14 protein-coding genes are annotated in these 16,264 nt (G+C 69.0%); 8 read left to right on the top strand and 6 right to left on the bottom strand.

Annotation, left to right across the window (positions count from 1 at the left end; translation table 11 throughout):
* Nucleotides 1–22: 22 nt before the first annotated feature.
* Nucleotides 23–1,093, bottom strand: a complete 1,071-nt coding sequence (locus Q0654_RS05560) for a hypothetical protein (RefSeq protein WP_298851357.1) — start codon at nucleotides 1,091–1,093, stop codon at nucleotides 23–25.
* Between the two features lie 78 nt (nucleotides 1,094–1,171).
* The gene (locus tag Q0654_RS05555; protein WP_298851356.1) at nucleotides 1,172–1,888 is read right to left on the bottom strand and encodes a hypothetical protein; all 717 of its coding nucleotides are present in this window, start codon (nucleotides 1,886–1,888) and stop codon (nucleotides 1,172–1,174) included.
* A gap of 101 nt (nucleotides 1,889–1,989) precedes the next feature.
* Between Q0654_RS05555 and Q0654_RS05550 the strand changes: the two genes are divergently transcribed.
* Together Q0654_RS05550 and Q0654_RS05545 are read left to right on the top strand one after the other, a co-directional pair.
* Nucleotides 1,990–3,246: a patatin-like phospholipase family protein gene (locus tag Q0654_RS05550; protein WP_298851355.1), complete on the top strand. Its 1,257-nt coding sequence runs from the start codon at nucleotides 1,990–1,992 to the stop codon at nucleotides 3,244–3,246.
* Nucleotides 3,247–3,339: 93 nt separating this feature from the next.
* Nucleotides 3,340–4,026, top strand: coding sequence for a phasin family protein (locus tag Q0654_RS05545; RefSeq protein WP_298851353.1), 687 nt, complete (start codon nucleotides 3,340–3,342; stop codon nucleotides 4,024–4,026).
* Between the two features lie 251 nt (nucleotides 4,027–4,277).
* On the opposite strand, the gene Q0654_RS05540 is transcribed toward Q0654_RS05545, so the two are convergent.
* Nucleotides 4,278–6,260, bottom strand: coding sequence for an SDR family oxidoreductase (locus tag Q0654_RS05540; protein ID WP_298851350.1), 1,983 nt, complete (start codon nucleotides 6,258–6,260; stop codon nucleotides 4,278–4,280).
* 210 nt (nucleotides 6,261–6,470) lie between these two features.
* Here Q0654_RS05540 and Q0654_RS05535 point away from each other — a divergent pair, with 210 nt between their 5' ends.
* The 3 genes from Q0654_RS05535 to Q0654_RS05525 all read left to right on the top strand — a co-directional run bounded on the left by Q0654_RS05535 (nucleotide 6,471) and on the right by Q0654_RS05525 (nucleotide 9,523).
* The gene (locus Q0654_RS05535; protein WP_298851348.1) at nucleotides 6,471–8,465 is read left to right on the top strand and encodes a PhoX family phosphatase; all 1,995 of its coding nucleotides are present in this window, start codon (nucleotides 6,471–6,473) and stop codon (nucleotides 8,463–8,465) included.
* Between the two features lie 155 nt (nucleotides 8,466–8,620).
* Nucleotides 8,621–8,878 carry an acyl-CoA-binding protein gene (locus tag Q0654_RS05530; RefSeq protein ID WP_298851346.1) on the top strand — a complete coding sequence of 86 codons (258 nt, stop codon included), beginning with the start codon at nucleotides 8,621–8,623 and terminating at the stop codon, nucleotides 8,876–8,878.
* A 21-nt stretch (nucleotides 8,879–8,899) separates the two neighbouring features.
* Nucleotides 8,900–9,523 (top strand): TetR/AcrR family transcriptional regulator, encoded by a 624-nt coding sequence (locus Q0654_RS05525; protein WP_298851344.1) that lies wholly within the window; start codon nucleotides 8,900–8,902, stop codon nucleotides 9,521–9,523.
* A gap of 191 nt (nucleotides 9,524–9,714) precedes the next feature.
* Here Q0654_RS05525 and Q0654_RS05520 read toward each other — a convergent pair whose 3' ends face one another.
* On the bottom strand, nucleotides 9,715–10,095 hold the full coding sequence (locus Q0654_RS05520) for a DUF1380 family protein (protein ID WP_298851342.1): 381 nt from the start codon (nucleotides 10,093–10,095) through the stop codon (nucleotides 9,715–9,717).
* Nucleotides 10,096–10,225: 130 nt separating this feature from the next.
* Here Q0654_RS05520 and Q0654_RS05515 point away from each other — a divergent pair, with 130 nt between their 5' ends.
* Nucleotides 10,226–11,074, top strand: coding sequence for a hypothetical protein (locus Q0654_RS05515; protein ID WP_298851340.1), 849 nt, complete (start codon nucleotides 10,226–10,228; stop codon nucleotides 11,072–11,074).
* 48 nt (nucleotides 11,075–11,122) lie between these two features.
* Here Q0654_RS05515 and Q0654_RS05510 read toward each other — a convergent pair whose 3' ends face one another.
* Nucleotides 11,123–11,527 (bottom strand): cytochrome c, encoded by a 405-nt coding sequence (locus Q0654_RS05510; RefSeq protein WP_298851338.1) that lies wholly within the window; start codon nucleotides 11,525–11,527, stop codon nucleotides 11,123–11,125.
* 37 nt (nucleotides 11,528–11,564) lie between these two features.
* Nucleotides 11,565–12,905: a ferric reductase-like transmembrane domain-containing protein gene (locus Q0654_RS05505; protein ID WP_298851336.1), complete on the bottom strand. Its 1,341-nt coding sequence runs from the start codon at nucleotides 12,903–12,905 to the stop codon at nucleotides 11,565–11,567.
* A gap of 128 nt (nucleotides 12,906–13,033) precedes the next feature.
* Between Q0654_RS05505 and Q0654_RS05500 the strand changes: the two genes are divergently transcribed.
* The gene (locus tag Q0654_RS05500) at nucleotides 13,034–13,966 is read left to right on the top strand and encodes a DmsE family decaheme c-type cytochrome (RefSeq protein ID WP_298851334.1); all 933 of its coding nucleotides are present in this window, start codon (nucleotides 13,034–13,036) and stop codon (nucleotides 13,964–13,966) included.
* Nucleotides 13,967–13,976: 10 nt separating this feature from the next.
* Nucleotides 13,977–16,205, top strand: coding sequence for an MtrB/PioB family decaheme-associated outer membrane protein (locus Q0654_RS05495; RefSeq protein ID WP_298851332.1), 2,229 nt, complete (start codon nucleotides 13,977–13,979; stop codon nucleotides 16,203–16,205).
* Nucleotides 16,206–16,264 lie beyond the last annotated feature (59 nt).

The following is a 16,264-nucleotide window of genomic DNA, read 5'->3' as shown; positions in this document are numbered from 1 at the left end:
GGCCCCGTACCGGACACCACGCTCAGGGCAATTCGAAGCCGCTCGAGAAGATGCGCTCGCGCGCGGGCACGACCGCGAGCGAGTACCAGCCCGACGAGCCCGTCACGCCGGTCGCTGCGCCCGAGATGCTGCGCAGCGGCGCGAGATTGCCGTCGCCATTGCGCGGAAACACACGCAGCGCCGGCGTGGCGCCAAAGGCTCCGCTGGCAACGACCAGCTCGCCCCGCGCCTGGTCCAGGACCATGGCGAGCGCATTGACCAGCCCCGTGGACGGGCCGGCGATGCGCCGCCGCGGCGCCACATTGCCTGCGTCATCAACGCCGAACACCAGGATGGCCATGGCCCCCGCGCCGGTCGCGGCATCCGGGGTCAGCACGAACATCTCGCCCGCCACCTCGTCGACCACGATCGCCGGCACGTAGCTGCCCAGCAGGGTCTGCGGCCCCTCCAGGATCGAATGCGGGGCCGCATTGGTCTCGGCCGTGCGGTTGAAGCGCAGCACGCGCCCGACAAATGCGCTGCCCTCCGCGCGGTAGTCACCGACAAACAGGCGATCGCGGCTGGGCGCGTAATCGAAGCCCGAGGGATTGTTCAGCTGGGTCTGCGAGCCGCTGACGCCTCCCCAGGCGATCCGCCGCAGCGGGCTGACGCTGCCGCTCGCCTGTGCATCGAAGAAGGAGATGCAGCAGTTGATGGAGATCACTGCGACTTCGCTGCGGTTCGCCATGATCCGCGCGGAACGCGGCTGCCCCATCAAGGGGCTGCTGAAACGGCGTTTGGGCGCCGTGGCACCCGCGGCGTCGACATCGAAGATGGCGATCTGCTGCCCCTCGAAATCGCTGATCCACAGCTCGCGCATCGGCGCGTCGTGGAACAGGGAGCCCGCGCCGTTGAGCGTGGTCGCGGGCCCGCCCAGCACCGCGACCGGCGCGACGTCGCCGCTCTGGGCGGCCGTGAAGCGGGACACCGTATTGGTCGATTCCAGCGTGCTGAAGCGGCCTGCCAGCACGTCGGCGCTGGCATCGGGTGCAACGGCGGCGGCAGCGAGCAGACAGGCAAGAAGGGAGCAGCGGAGCGAAGCGGCAGCGGACATCGGGAACCTGCGGAGGATGGACATGCCCCGAAGAACGCGATGCCGGCCTCTCGCGTATCAGCTGCCCCCGCCCTTCGTTCAGGCAAACGGCCTGGGATGACCTGCAAACAGCCGCCGACTGACCTCGCGCTCCTGCCGCTCGATCGTCGTCAGGAACTCGCCGGCGCCTCCGAGGCGCGCGAAGGCGGCAAAGCCGCGCTCCAGGAACTGCTGCAGCTCCCACAGCCCCGCCATGCGTGCCGGCACGCGGGAGAGCTTGAGCACGCGGCCCAGCATGGGGTGCCGGACCGCCGCATCCAGCGCATGCCCGACCTCGATGATCAGGTCGATCTGCCGGCGTCGCAGGCGCGGCAGGCCACAGTCGCGATAGGCCTGGGCGTAGGTCGCGGCGTCGATCTCCCGGGCATCGCCGCCGCAGCGCCGGATCAGGCGCTCGACCATGCGCAGGTCGAGCGCATGGCTGAGCGCGCCAAGCTCGATGGCATCCGCCGCGGTCAGGATGAATTCTTCGGGCAGCAGTCGCAGCAGGCGCGGCACGATCCGCGCCACGCCGGCGTCACGCGCGCTGACGTCGTGGTCCCCATAGAGGTCGGAGAGGAAGAACCCGGCCGCTGGGCGGGTGTCAGGACGTTCGAGGAAATTCCGGAAGCTCGCCTCGAGGCGCTTGGCCTGCCAGCGCTGCAGCAGGGGCAGCCAGGGCGAGGCATTGGCGGGCGCGGCCTGCGCATCGCGCAGGCGCTGGTTGGCCTGGATCAGCCGGGCGAGTCTCAGCGCTAGAGGATGGTCGGTTCGCATTCGACGATGGTCGCAGTTCGGGCACGTAGTGGGTCGGCAGGCAGCCGCGAAAAGGGGCGGCTGCGACTACACTCGGGGACCCTACCGCCATACCCTAGCGCATGCTCTCGATCCAGGCCGCCACCGCCCCTCTTCGCCGCAAGCCGCGGATCGGCCTCGCCGTCGCCGGCGGAGGACCGATCGGTGGCATGTATGAACTGGGCGCACTGCGCGCGCTCGACGATGCGATCGAAGGCCTGGACCTGACACGGCTGGAGATCTACGTGGGCGTCAGCTCGGGGGCCTTCCTGGCCGCGTCGCTGGCCAATCGCATGGACACCGCCACCATGTGCCGGATCTTCCTGACCGGCGACAGCGGCGACGTGCGTTTCCGGCCCGAGACCTTCCTGCGCCCTGCGGTCTTCGAGTACGCGCGCCGCGTGGTCGGCCTGCCGCGACTCCTGCTGGACTTCTGGCGCAACGCGCTGAGCCATCCCGGCGAGGTCGGCATTGGCGATCTGCTGGGCCGCTTCGGCGGCCTGATCCCGAACGGCCTGTTCGACAACAGCGGCATCGAGCTGTTCCTGCGCGAGGCCTTCACCCGGCGCGGGCGCAGCAACGACTTCCGCGAGCTCAAGCGCAAGCTGCGCGTGATCGCGGTCGATCTCGACAGCGGCGAAACGGTGCGCTTCGGCGCCAGCGGCTGGGACGACGTGCCGATCTCGGTCGCCGTGCAGGCCAGCTCCGCCCTGCCCGGCCTGTACCCGCCAGTGCAGCTGCACGGTCGCCACCTGGTCGACGGTGCCCTGCGCCGCACCATGCATGGTTCGGTCGCGCTCGACGAGGACATCGACCTGTTCATCGGCCTCAATCCCCTGGTGCCGTACGACGGGCACTCCGCGCGCGGCACTGACGGCGAGCGCCTTTCTTCGGTCACCGAGGGCGGACTGCCGATGGTGCTGTCGCAGACCTTCCGCACCCTGCTGCAGTCGCGCATGCAGGTGGGCCTCGCCAAGTACGCGCAGCAGTACGCGCACAGCGACCAGCTGATCTTCGAGCCAAACCATGACGACGCCGAGGTGTTCTTCACCAACGCCTTCAGCTATTCCTCGCGCCAGCGCGTCTGCGAGCACGCCTACCGGGTGACGCTGCGCGACCTGGGCCGCCAGCGCGAAGCGCTGAAGCCGATCCTGACCCGTCTGGGCCTGCGCCTGCGCGACGAGCTGCTGGACGCGCCCGAGCCCTCGCTGATGGACGGCGTCCGTCGCGCCTATCGACCCCACACCGGCACGACGGCGCGCCTGTCGCGCGCACTCGACGACATCGAAGAGCTGATCGAGGCGCGCAGCGAGTCGCCGCGCAAGGGACGTCGACGCTGAGCGAGCGGCGGGCCGTGGCCATAGTGTGATTATTCTAGGCAGGACCGGCAGCATGCCGGCTCATCGACCCGCTCGCCCTCCGAGGATTCCACCATGGCCAAGTTCAAGAAAGCCGCCGCCAAGGCGCCCGCGAAGCCCGCCGCCAAGGCCGCGAAGCCGGCGTCGAAGAAGTCAGCGCCGAAGTCGCCCGTGGCTGCGCTCGGCGGCAAGGCCGAAACGCTGTCGCGTTCGATCATGGAATCCGCCCAGGGCATCTGGCTGGCCGGCATGGGCGCCTTCAACCGGGCCCAGGAAGAAGGCTCGCGCCTGTTCGAGAACCTGGTCAAGGAAGGTTCGAGCATCGAACAGAAGACTCGCAAGCTGGCGACCGGCCGCGTCGACGCCGTGCGCGATGCCGTCGAGAACCGCGTCGAGCAGGTGCGCGACCGCGCCACCGACACCTGGGACAAGCTCGAGAAGATCTTCGAAGAGCGCGTGCAGCGCGCACTGAATCGTCTCGGCGTGCCGGGCCATGAGGATCTTGGCCACCTCTCCAAGCGCGTCGACGCACTGACCCAGGAACTCAAGAAGCTGGGCGCCGCGCCGAAGGCCAGCCCCAAGCCGGCTGCCAAGCCCGCCGCCAAGGCGAGCCCGGCGAAGAAGCCCGCCGCCAAGGCCGCCACCGCCCGCAAGGCCAAGCCCGCGGCCAGCGCCACCGCCAAGCCGGCGAAGGCCGTCAAGCCGAAGGCCAAGGCAGCGCCGAAGGTCGACGCCAGCGACGCGCCCGCCACCAGCGAATAACCGCTTCCACTTGCGCCCCGCATCGGGGCGCGCGTCTTCCGGCCTGCCGGACGACGCTTGGTAGAACCCGCCGCCCACGAAGTGCTGCTGCAGATCCCTCCCCTGCAGCCACCGGGCCGGCGGGTTTTTTTTGCCCGCGTCCTGGCCTGCGCCTCGACGTCAGCCGCAGCGACGCAAGTCTCCGAGGCGGCGCACAGGCAGGCGCCGCGGGCCGGTACCGCGCGGGCAAACCGCGCGGCCCCGCCACGCGATCACCAGTGAACGCCGCGCATCAGCGCCGCGAACGCGATCTGCTCGGACGAAGCCTGGACTTCGCCGCCCTTCTGGCCCTGGGCTGCCGCCGAATCGGGGAACAGCTGGAAGGCGGTGTTCATCACCACCTCGTAGGCCTTGGGGGCGATCGCGTTCAGCACCGCCGAGAAGATGCCGAGCCTTGTTGCGATGCGCGCCGGGCGTTCGATCACCGCCTGCACGATCAGGTCGGCGGCCTCGTCCGGCGAGATCGTCGGCACCGAGTCGTACATCTTGGTCGGCGCGATCATCGGCGTGCGCACCAGCGGCATGTTGATCGTGGTGAAGGCGATGCCGTGGCCCGAGAACTCGCCCTGCGCGCAGCGGCTGAAGGCATCCAGCGCCGCCTTCGAGGCCACGTAGGCCGAGAAGCGCGGCGAGTTCGCCAGCACACCGATCGAACTGATGTTGATGATCTGGCCGCGCTTGCGCTCGCTCATGCCCGGCAGCACGCCCATGATCAGGCGCAGCGAGCCGAAGTAGTTGAGCTGCATGGTCCGCTCGAAATCGTGGAAGCGGTCGTAGGACAGCGCGATCGAACGCCGGATCGAACGGCCGGCATTGTTGACCAGGATGTCCACCCGCCCATGGTCTGCCATCACCTGGCGCAGCAGCTCGTCGCAGGAGCTCAGCTCGGCGAGATCAGCGGTATAGGCATGACAGTTGCCACCGGCGGCGATGATCTCGTCGCGGGTCTTGAACAGCTCCTCCTGGCCGCGCGCGACGATGACCGTCACCGCACCCGCCGCCGCCAGCTTGAAGGCCGCAGAGCGGCCGATGCCGGACGAGGCGCCGGTGATCAGCACGACCTTGCCCTCGACCCGCCCGCGCAGCGAGCGGTCGACGAACAGCTCGGGGTCGAGATGGCGCTCCCAGTGGTCCCACAGGCGCCACGCGTAGGTCTCCAGATCGGGAACGCGGATGCCCGAGCCCTTGAGCGCACGCTCGGTCTCGCGGCAGTCGAAGCGGGTCGGGTAGTTGATCAGGCCCAGCACCGAGGACGGAATGCCGAGGTCCTTCAACACCATGCCGGTGAAGCGCTTGACCGGGGCGAGACTGCCCAGCGCCATGCGCACCGGCGCGGGAATGAAGCTGAACATGCGCGCGTCCAGCCGCATGCTCATCTGTGGCGCGTGGCCAGCGCGGGCGAACAGGTTCAGCACCTCGCCGATGCGCCGCGGCGCGGGGTCGGTCAGGTGGAAGCAGCCGCCATCGAGGCCGGGCTTGTGGGCGATGCAGTCCATCGCATCGGCCACGTAGTCAACCGGCACCATGTTCATGCGCCCGCCCTCGATGCCGATGGTCGGCATCCACGGCGGAAGCAGGCTGCGCAGCTTCTTGATCAGGGTGAAGAAGTAGTAGGGCCCGTCGATCTTGTCGATCTCGCCGGTCTTCGAGTGGCCGATGACCATCGACGGGCGGTAGATGCGGAAGGGAATGCTGCAGTGCTCGCGAACGACCTTCTCGGCCTCATGCTTGGTGCGGAAGTACGGGTGATCGAGCTTCTCCGCCTCGGCGAACATGTCCTCGCGGAACACGCCGCTGTAGAGCCCAGCCACGGCGATCGAGCTGGTGTGATGGAAGGTCTTGGCGCCGATCGCTTCCGCACACTCGATGGCGTGGCGGGTGCCGTCGACGTTGGGACCGATCTGCGCCTCGGCGCTGGCGGCGAGGTCGTAGATCGCGGCCAGGTGGAAGAAGTGCTTGACCTTGCCGGACAGGGCCTTGAGCTGGGCCGGACTGACGCCAAGCCTGGGCTTCGCCAAGTCGCCCACCACCGGCTGCACCCGCGCCATGTCCCAGCCCATGCGCTCGCCGATGTCGCGGAGCTTGGCCTGCGAACTCTTGCGCACCAGCACGTACACCGTGCCCTTGCGCTTCAGCAGGTTGCTGACCAGATGGCGGCCGATGAAGCCGGTGGCGCCGGTGACGAAATAGCTCATTGCAGTCCCTCCCTCGTGATCGTCTGCCGCGTCCCGACGAACCCCCGTCCGGCGCCGCATGGTGTGCGCGCCAAGATAGCGCCGGAACGCGGCCGCGCCTACCCGTCATGCGGGCTTCATCGCCCTGCAACCCAACTGACCCGGTTTGGTCATGCCGGACTTCGATGCTTGCGCGCTTCGGGAAATCCCTCCCGGCACCTGGAGCCCGCCATGCAGAAAGACGCCAGCCCCCTTCCCTACGGCCCCGAGGACTTCGACTTCGAGGACAGCAATCGCTCCGGCAACGCCCACTTCGCCGATGTGCTGGCCAGCCGCAGCCGTCGCGATCTGCTCAAGGGCGGCCTTGCTGCGGCGGTGGGTGCGATGTTCGTCAGCCAGGAGGTGCTGGCGGCCGGCAAGCCGCAGATGGGCTTCCTGAAGGGCGAGAAGTCGCTGCCCCTGCCCCTTCCGCGGCGCCCGGGCTTCCAGCCGATCGCCGTCAATCGCCTCGACACGGTGACCGTGCCGCCCGGCTATACCGCGCGACCGGCCTTCCGCTGGGGCGACGCCCTGTTCCCTGATTCGCCCGCCTACAAGGCGGACGGCAGCAACACCGGCGCCGACCAGGAAAAGACCATCGGCCAGAACCATGACGGCATGCACTACTTCCCGCTGGGCGGCCGCCAGGAAGAGCGCAACAGCCGCGGCCTGCTGGTGATGAACCACGAGTACATCGAGCAGAGCGAGCTGCATCCGCAGGGCCAGGTGCTGGTCGACGGCAAGCGCCTGCCGGACGACGTGCGCAAGGAAATCGCCGCCCACGGCGTCAGCGTGATGGAAATCGCCCGCCAGGCGAACGGCAGCTGGAACGTGGTGACCGGCTCGCAGTACAACCGCCGCATCACCGCCAACACGCCCTGCGAGATCGGTGGCCCGGTCCGCGGCTCCAGCTTCGTCGTGACCAAGTACAGCCCGGACGGCACCCGCACCCGCGGCACCATCAACAACTGCGCGCACGGCTACACCCCCTGGGGCACCTATCTGACCTGCGAGGAGAACTGGGCCGGCTATTTCGTCAACACCGGCACCCGCCCCCGCGAGCAGAGCCGTTACGGCGTGCCGACCAGCGCCAGCCGCTACCGCTGGGAAACCGTAGAAGAGCGCTTCAACGCCACCGCCGGCAGCGGCGCTGCGGCCTCCGACTTCCGCAACGAACCCAATGGGCAGGGCTGGATCCTCGAGATCGATCCCAGCGACCCGACCGCCATGCCGGTGAAGCGCACAGCGATGGGTCGCTTCGCCCACGAGGGCTGCGTGTTCGCCCCGGTCGTGATCGGTCGACCGATGGTGTTCTACTCCGGCGACGATTCGCAGAACGAGTACATCTACAAGTTCGTCACCCGCGACGTCTATCTGCCCGCGCCATTGACGGTGGCGAAGAACGCGCTTGATCGCGGCACCCTGTACGTCGCGAAGTTCAACGCCGACGGCAGCGGCGAATGGCTGCCGCTGGACTTCAGCGATGCCGGCTTCATGGCCAAGGCCCAGGCGGCCGGCGTCAGCTTCAGCAGCCAGGCCGATGTGCTGGTCAACACCCGACTGGCGGCCGACGTCGCGGGTGCCACCAAGATGGACCGCCCGGAGTGGGGCGCGATTGACCCGCGCAATGGCCAGGTCTACTTCGCCCTGACCAACAACAGCGGCCGTACCGCCGCGCAGGCGGATGCCTCCAACCCGCGCGGCCCGAACCCCTTCGGCCACATCGTGCGCTGGCAGGAGGCCGGCAACGACCATGCCGCGACCCGCTTCAGCTGGGACATCTTCATGCTCTCCGGCACCGAAGCCGACAGCGCGAACCCGGCCGCCGGCGCATCGGCCAAGCTGAGTGCCGACTCGATCCACGCCAGCCCCGACGGCCTGTGGTTCGACGACGGCGGTCTGCTGTGGATCCAGACCGACATGAGCGGCAGCCAGCTGAACTCCGGCCCCTTCGGCAACAACCAGATGCTGGCGGTGGACCCGGCCACCGGCGACATCCGCCGCTTCCTTGTCGGTCCCGTGGGCTGCGAAGTCACCGGCGTGGTCTGCACCCCCGACCTGCGCACCATGTTCGTGAACATCCAGCATCCGGCGGACGGCAGCAGCTGGCCGGACGGCAACGGCGCACGGCCGCGCTCGGCGACCGTGATCGTGACCAAGAATGACGGCGGCATCATCGGCACCTGAGCCACCGGCAGCCGCGCGGCACCGCTGCGAGGCAGAACGGACGGCGCGCGCAGGACCTGCGCGCGCCGTCCACGTTTGACCCCTGTTTCGCACGCGTGCTATCAACGCGGCCTTCAGCGCGTCGCGCTGCCAGCCAGTCGCCCCCGGGGGAATCCATGAGTGACCTGAAGAGCCGCTTCGAAGCTGCGTCCGTGGCCGTGAAATCGCTGCCGGACCGCCCCGACAACGACACCCTGCTGCAGCTGTACGCGCTCTACAAGCAGGGCGCAGAAGGCGATGTCAGCGGCCCCAAGCCGGGCTTCTTCGACTTCGTCGGCACCGCCAAGTACGAGGCCTGGGCGAAGCTGGCCGGCACTTCGCAGGAGGCTGCGATGGAGAAGTACATCGCCCTCGTCAAGAAGCTCACGGGCTGATCGCGCGGACCGCGCGAGACCATGGCCAAGGACACCCGCGAGCGCATCCTCGAGGCCAGCCTCGCGCTTTTCAATGCGCGCGGCGAGCCCAATGTCAGCACCAATCACATCGCCGACGAGCTGGAGATCAGCCCCGGCAACCTGTACTACCACTTCCGCAACAAGGACGACATCATCGAGCAGCTGTTCGCGCGCTTCGAGACGCGCATGGACAGCGCGCTGGCGGCACCCGACGACCGCCTGCCGACGCTGGAGGATATCTGGCTGCAGCTGCACGCGGTGTTCGAGTGCATCTGGGATTTCCGCTTCGTCTATCGCGACCTCGTCGACATCACCAGCCGCAACCGCAAGCTGCGGATGCACTTCGCGCGCATCTTCAAGCGCGCCGGCGAGAACGCCATCCGCATCATGCAGGGCCTGGTGCGCGCGGAGGTGATGCGCGCCAGCGCCGACGAGGTGCAAGCCACCTCGACCAACATCCTGCTGATCTCCACCTTCTGGCTGAACTTCAGCGCCGTCCGCGGCGAGCAGGACGAGCGTGAGAGCATCAACCGCGGCATCCACCAGGTGCTGATGCTGATCGCCCCCTTCCTGCGTGACGCCGAGCGCGTCCACCTGCATCACCTGCTGGCGGCGTATAGGTGAGAAGCCGGGATTGGCGATTCGGGATTCGGGATTGGTAAGAGCCGGCGGTGTTTGGCCCTCTGCCAATGCCCTGACCTTCCGAAAGGCTGGGACTTGCGGCGCAATGGCTTTGCAGATTCGGTGCAGGCACACCGAAAGCAACAAGGCCCGCGCGAGCGGGCCTTGTTGTTGTGGGCGGCGGCGAGGCGCGATCAGGCGCTGCGGCGCGTACGCTTCTTCGCGACCGGCTTGGCGGCGGCGCGGCGAGCCTGAGCGCGCTTGGTAGCGGTCTTGAGCTTGGCCTTGGGCGCGCGCTTCAGCAGCGTCTGCACGCGGGCGATGACCGGCTGGCTGGCCTGCTCGACGCGGCTGCGCACCTGTTCGGCCAGCTCGACCACGCGGCCGCTGGCGGCGCCGGCTTCCAACTGCACACGCTCGGCGATGCGACGGCTGCGGCTCTCGATGCGGGCCAGCAGGCCGCGGCCTTCGCGGCGGGCGATGGCGGCCACGCCGAGACCAGCGAGTACGAGGTTGCGGGGGTTCAACTCGGCCTTGGCAGGCTGGGCGACACGACGGGCTTTGATCTGCTTCATGGGGAGGTTCCTGTTGGCGGAGCGAAGCGCCGGAAGGCGCGCGCGGCACCGCAACGGCGCCGCAACGCATGCTAGGTTTGCGCGATAGAACAAACACACTACGCGCGAGATGCGCAGCGGGAGACTCCGGATGGCCAAGAGCAAAGCCTGGACAGCGTTCCCCTACGACGGCAAGAGCTTCGACTACGCGGGCGCCAAGCTTGAGAAGGCCTGGACCAAGCTGCACGCCGGCGACTGCGAGCCCTACCCGGACGAAGCCGATGTCGCCGCCAGCGCGAAGGCGGCCAAGCTCAAGCTCGATCCCGCCGAGGCTGCGACCACCTTGAAGGAGGCCTGGCGCGCCTTCCACGCCGGCGACTTCCAGCAGGCCTTCGAGCTCGGCGAATCGCTGGGCGTGCTCGGCGCTTCGGTGGCTGTGAAGGCCGGCGGCATCCACGGCAGCCATCTGCTGGATTCCGACGCGGCCAAGCTCAAGCGCTACGAGCAGCTGGTGACCCTGGCCGAGGCCGCCGCCGAGGCCCTGCCCAAGCGCGCCAACAGCCATTTCCGCCGGGCGTTCGCAATCGGCCGCTACAGCCAGAGCATCTCGATCGCCAAGGCCCTGACCCAAGGTCTGGCCGGCAAGGTCAAGGAGAGTCTGGATGCCGCGCTGAAGCTCGCGCCCCGGCACGCCGAGGCGCACACCGCGCTGGGCCTGTACCACGCCGAGATCATCAACAAGGTCGGCAGCATGCTGGGCGGCCTCACCTATGGCGCCAAGGCGGCCCTCGGCGAGAAGCACCTCGCGACCGCAGTCGAGCTGACGCCCGACTCGCCGATCGCCCACATCGAGTACGGCAACGGCCTGATGCTGCTTTACGGCGACAAGCGCGAGGACGACGCCGCCGCGGCTTACGAGCGCGCCGCCAAGCTGAAGCCCAGGGACGCGATGGAGAAGCTCGACGCCGAGTTTGCGCGCAGCCAGCTCGAGGACGAGTAAGGCGCATCCCGGGCGGGCGCCGGCGAGCTCCGCCCGGGAGTGTTCCGGCTACTTCAGCGACGCGAGGTAGGCCGCCATCGCCTGCAGGTCTTCCTGCGGCAGTTCGGCGTAGTCGCGCTTGGCCTTGATCGCGCGCGGAGAGAGGTCGTCCTGCACGGATTCGTCGGCGATCGCGAAGTGCAGGATCTCGGTCTCGGACAGACGCGAACCGACGCCATCCAGCGGGCTGCGCGGGCTGCCCTCCCCGGCGATCGAATGACACATCAGGCAGTCATTGGTCAGCACCACTTCGCGACCGCGTGCAAGCAGGGCGGCATCGGCGCCATCCGCAGCGACGCTTGCTGCGAGTGAAGCCCCCGCAGGCGGGTTCTGCACGGCGGCGAAGGCCGCGGACAGCAGCACGACCATCAGGCCGGTGAAGGCGGCAAGGCGGCGGGCCCAGAGTTCTCGCATGGTGTATCTCCTGGCGATGGCGTTGGAAGTGGGAAAGTCAGGCGAGATCGAAGATCTCGGAGTGCAGGCGCGCCAGCGGCACGCCGAGTGCGTCGAGGCTGCGTTCGGACAGCCGGATCATCGGCTCGGGCCCGCAGACGAAATAGTGGAGGCGATCGCGCTGGCCCGGCAGATGCCGGTTCAACACTTCGGCGGTGATGAAACCGCGTTCGCCCTGCCAGTCCTCCGGCGGATCGCCCAGCACGTGCACGAGCTTGAGCTTGAGTCGCTGCTGCAGGGCTTCAAGCTCCTCGCGGAAGACGATGCGCTCGACATCGCGGTTGCCATAGAACAGCCACAGGGGCCGCTGCTCGCCCTGGTCCGCCAACCAGCGCAGCAGGCTCATCACCGGCGCGATGCCGACGCCGCCGGCGATAAAGACCAGCCCGGGCGCATCCTCATGGCCCTCGACACCGAAGTTGCCGTAGGGGCCATCCACCCAGGCGCGCTCGCCGGGCTGAAGGCTGCCGATGGTACGGGTGAAGTCGCCCAGCTCCTTGATGGTGAACTCCAGCCGGCCGGGCCGGCTGGGGCTGGAAGCGATCGAGAAGGGATGCTCGCGCATGCCGAAGGGCGAGGCGCGCAGGCTCAGCCAGGCGAACTGGCCCGCGCGATACTCGAAGCCACGCCCGTCCTCCGGCGCCACCGCCACGGTCCAGCTGCGGCCGCGCTCCGGCCGCACCTCGACCACTTTCCAGGGTCGCCGGATCAAGGCCAGCGGACGCAGGCCCCGCACCCACAGGACCAGGCCCAGCCAGAACGCGCCGAGCCCCGCCCACAGCGCGTACTTCCAGGGCGTTTCCAGATAGCTGGCCGAGCCCAGCACGTGGACGAAGGCGGCGACCAGGCCGATCACCGCCAGCACCACGTGCACGCGGCGCCAGCGGTCGTACTCCAGCCGCAGCCGCTTGCGCCACAGCGAACTCGCCACCAGCGCGAGAAAAGCGAACAGTGCCACCCAGCCGGCGCTCATGTGGATGGGTGCACTGAGGAAATCGATGCCGCCCACCGCCGCCGGAAAGCGCAGCAGCAGGATCAGCGCATGCACCACCAGCAGCGCCGTGGCGATCGAGGCCAGGTAGCGGTGGAAGTAATAGATGAGGTCGATGCCGAAGGGCGCGGTCGCGCGCTTGAAACGCGCGGTCAGCGCGAACTGCAGGCCCATCATCGCCAGCGCGGCATAGCCCAGGGCCAGTGCGAAATCCCACCAGAAGCCGCCGGGCCGCGGCCGCTCGCCCAGCAGCAGCAGTGCGAGCGGCGCGACCACCAGCAGCACATAGATGCCCAGCCAGAAGGCGGCACGCTGCGGCAGGGGCTTCGAAGGGCTGGGAGGGCTCATGCGGGGCTCCGGGCGATCACAGCGGGTGAGCATGCCCGCTTGGCGACATGCATACCCGATCCTGATCAAACCCGGACCTGAGCTTCCTGTCTAGACTCTCGGACATTGTCCAGCGCGGGGGCGCCTTCATGCATTCGAGTCTGGCGCAGCTGCGCCCACTGCTTCCGGTCGTCTGTGCCCTGCTGCTGTGGGTCAGTGAGCTGTACATGCAGCCCGCGCATGCCCAGCTGCCCGAAGCCGCCGACACCTGCCTCGCCTGCCACGATCATCCGCAGCTCAATGCCGTGCTGCACGGCCCGCATGCGGTGCTGTCGGATCCGCGCAACCGCTTCGCCGAAGACGGCTGTGCCAGCTGCCACGGTGCCAGCGAAGCGCATATGCGCCGCCCGCCGCGCGGCGAGCCGCGCGCTGCTGCCGACGTGCGCTTTGCCCGCGGCGAAGGCGGCGGCGCCGGCGATGCGGTCTGCCTCGACTGCCACCGCGGCAGCGCGATGCACTGGACCGGCAGCGCGCACGCCGATGCCGGGCTGGCCTGCGTCGACTGCCACCAGCTGCACACGCTCGACGACCCCATGCTGAGCGCCGATACCGAGGTCGAGCACTGCGCCAGCTGCCATCGCAAGGAGCATGCGGAGTTCATGAAGGTCTCGGCGCATCCGCTGGACATGGGCCGCATGCAGTGCAGCGACTGCCACGCCCCGCACGGCAGCGCCACGCCGGGCGCGCTGACGCGCAGCACGCTCAACGAGACCTGCCACGAATGCCATGCCGAGATGCGCGGTCCGTTTCTTTGGGAGCATCCGCCAGCCGCCGAAGACTGCATGAGCTGCCACACTCCGCACGGCAGTTCGCACACGGCCCTGCTGAAGCAGCGCACGCCCTTCCTCTGCCAGCAGTGCCATCTGGCCCAGTTCCATCCGAGCACCGCGCTGTCGGGCACCGGACTCTCGGGCAGCAGCCTGCCCTCGGGCTCGACCTCGCTGATGGGCCAGGACTGCCTCAACTGCCACCAGCAGGTGCACGGCAGCAACCATCCCTCCGGCGTCGGCGCCACTCGATAGGGGAACGTTCATGACTCGCACGTTCATCGCCCTCCCGTTCGCTGTCGCTACCACGCTGTGCGTTGCAGGCCCTACCCGGGCGCAGACGACGAACGCTCCGCCCCCCGCCTGGCTGCCGGTCGATAGCGGCTGCCGCAGTCTGGTGCTCAGCGCGGCCCTGCCGAGCGCCGATCCCTTCCGCCGCGGCTCGCTCGCCGGCCGCGCGCAGGAGGAAGGCGCGCTGGGTCTGCTGGATCTGCTGCTGTGCAAACCGCTGGCGCCGGACTCCGCGCGCTTCTGGCGCGCGGAAGTGCGCGATGCCGGCGGTCCGCAGCCGAGCATCTCGCTCGGCCTTGGCGAAGCCGGCCGCTGGCGCATCGAGGCCGAGGGCGAACGCCTGTCCAGCGGCGTGACCCGCGTGCTGACGCCGATGCGCAGCGACGGCCGCGGCGGCTTCACCCTGCCTCAAGGCTGGGTGCCCGGCGCGACCACCGCGGCCATGCGCGAGCTGCTGCCCTCGCTGGTGCCCGTTGAACTGGAGCGTCGACGCGGCCAGGCCGAGCTGCGCGGTCGCTCGATGCTGGGCCCGCACCTGCAGCTGGATGCGCGCTATCGCGAAAGCCAGCAATCGGGCCTGCGCCGCTTCGCCGCCGTGACTGGCAACGGCGGCGGCAATGCGCGGGCGATCCTGCTCGCCGCCCCGCTCGACCAGCGCACCCGCACGGCCGATCTTGGCCTGCTGCATGCCGGCCCGCGCCTGCAGCTGCGCACCAGCTTCTATCTCTCGCACTTCGACAATTCGATCGATGCGCTCAGCTGGCAGACGCCCTTCGCCCAGGTTTCCGGCTGGGCGGCAGGCACCGGCTCACCCGCGCAGAACCGCGCCCAGCCCGCGCCCGACAACCGCTTCCATCAGCTGAGCCTGGCGGCCGGCTATGCGCTGACCTCCAGCCTGCGTCTCAATGCCGATGTCGCTTTCGGGCAGATGCGTCAGAACCAGGCCTATCTCGACTACAGCGCGGTGCCGGCGCTGCTCGCCGCGCTGTCGGTGCCGCTGCCGCGGCCAGATCTGGATGGCCGGGTCGACACTCGACTGCTGAGCCTGCGCCTCGCCCAGCGCTCGGACAGCGCGCTGCGCTGGGATGCGCGCCTGCGCATCGACGACCGCGACAACCGCACGCCGGTCGACGAGTACGTCTACATCAGCGGTGACTCGGAGCTGCAGAACGCCGCCGCCAGCAGCGCGCGCCGGCGCTTCAACGTCGCCCCCGGCTATCGCGACAGCCTGTATGCGCTGGGTGCGGGCTGGCATCCGGATCGGCGCTTCGGCATCGACGCCGAACTCGCCCACCAGGCCATCGAGCGGACGGCCTCGGCGCGCAGCGACAATCGGGAGCAGCGTCTTCTGCTCAAGCTGCGGCATCGCGTGGGCGAGCGCTTCGACTACGGTTTCAAGCTCGGCGGCGCGGACCGCGAGGGCTCGACCTATCTCGGTAGCCGCGACTTCGTCGAGAGCCACAGCCCCGAGTACATCGCCACCGTGCCCGGCACCTTCGAGAACCTGCCCGGCCTGCGCCAGTACCCTCTGGCCGATCGCCGTCGGCACCAGATCAGCGGCTTCGCAAGCTTCGCGGCCAGCGAGCGCAGCCGCTGGAACTTCAACTTCGGCGAGGTGCGCGACGACTACCGCGCCTCGGAGTTCGGCCTGACCGATAGCCGCATCCGCCATGTGCAGCTGGATCTCGCGCAGGGGCTCACGCAGAACCTTTGGCTGAATGCCTTCGCCGGCCGCGAATGGCTGGATGCCGCGCAGCGCGGGCGGGCCTTCCAGGGCGGCGCCAACCGCCTGCCGCAGGCCAATGATCCGAACCGCAACTGGGCGGTGGAACACGCGGACACGGTCGACAGCCTGGGCGTGGGCCTCGCCCATCGCGCGCCGGGCTCGCGCCTGCGCCTGCGCGCCGATGCCAGCCTCAGCGATGCGCAGGGCGCGCTGCAGGTTGCTACCGGCAGTGCGCTCACCAGTGCGCCCCTGCCCGACACCCGCGCCCGCTTGCTGCGTATCGACGCCGGCTTCGACTACGTGCTGCGCGAAGGCTTGGAGATGGGCCTGCACTACCGCCTCGAACGCTTCGACGGCGCCGATTTCGCCGAGGACGGCAGCGCGCCGAACACCTTGGCCAACGTCATTCTGCTGGGCGATGAGAGCCCCGACTACCGGGCGCAGGCCTGGCTGTTGAACCTGCGCTGGCGGTTCTGAGGGAGATTCGGGATTCGGGATTCGGGATTCGGGATTCGGGATTCGGGATTCGGGATTCG

Origin of the sequence: uncultured Aquimonas sp. (genome assembly GCF_937888285.1) — a bacterium.
Lineage (GTDB): Bacteria > Pseudomonadota > Gammaproteobacteria > Xanthomonadales > Xanthomonadaceae > Aquimonas.
This window is presented reverse-complemented; position numbering and strand designations above follow the sequence as displayed.

Bases quoted from the DNA above. Each gene is read 5' to 3' on its own strand.
- Q0654_RS05545 (WP_298851353.1), top strand. From the start codon at position 3,340: ATGGCCAAGTTCAAGAAAGCCGCCGCCAAGGCGCCCGCGAAGCCCGCC.
- Q0654_RS05540 (WP_298851350.1), bottom strand. From the start codon at position 6,260: ATGAGCTATTTCGTCACCGGCGCCACCGGCTTCATCGGCCGCCATCTG.
- Q0654_RS05550 (WP_298851355.1), top strand. From the start codon at position 1,990: ATGCTCTCGATCCAGGCCGCCACCGCCCCTCTTCGCCGCAAGCCGCGG.
- Q0654_RS05505 (WP_298851336.1), bottom strand. From the start codon at position 12,905: ATGAGCCCTCCCAGCCCTTCGAAGCCCCTGCCGCAGCGTGCCGCCTTC.
- Q0654_RS05535 (WP_298851348.1), top strand. From the start codon at position 6,471: ATGCAGAAAGACGCCAGCCCCCTTCCCTACGGCCCCGAGGACTTCGAC.
- Q0654_RS05495 (WP_298851332.1), top strand. From the start codon at position 13,977: ATGACTCGCACGTTCATCGCCCTCCCGTTCGCTGTCGCTACCACGCTG.
- Q0654_RS05560 (WP_298851357.1), bottom strand. From the start codon at position 1,093: ATGTCCGCTGCCGCTTCGCTCCGCTGCTCCCTTCTTGCCTGTCTGCTC.
- Q0654_RS05500 (WP_298851334.1), top strand. From the start codon at position 13,034: ATGCATTCGAGTCTGGCGCAGCTGCGCCCACTGCTTCCGGTCGTCTGT.
- Q0654_RS05525 (WP_298851344.1), top strand. From the start codon at position 8,900: ATGGCCAAGGACACCCGCGAGCGCATCCTCGAGGCCAGCCTCGCGCTT.
- Q0654_RS05510 (WP_298851338.1), bottom strand. From the start codon at position 11,527: ATGCGAGAACTCTGGGCCCGCCGCCTTGCCGCCTTCACCGGCCTGATG.
- Q0654_RS05520 (WP_298851342.1), bottom strand. From the start codon at position 10,095: ATGAAGCAGATCAAAGCCCGTCGTGTCGCCCAGCCTGCCAAGGCCGAG.
- Q0654_RS05515 (WP_298851340.1), top strand. From the start codon at position 10,226: ATGGCCAAGAGCAAAGCCTGGACAGCGTTCCCCTACGACGGCAAGAGC.
- Q0654_RS05530 (WP_298851346.1), top strand. From the start codon at position 8,621: ATGAGTGACCTGAAGAGCCGCTTCGAAGCTGCGTCCGTGGCCGTGAAA.
- Q0654_RS05555 (WP_298851356.1), bottom strand. From the start codon at position 1,888: ATGCGAACCGACCATCCTCTAGCGCTGAGACTCGCCCGGCTGATCCAG.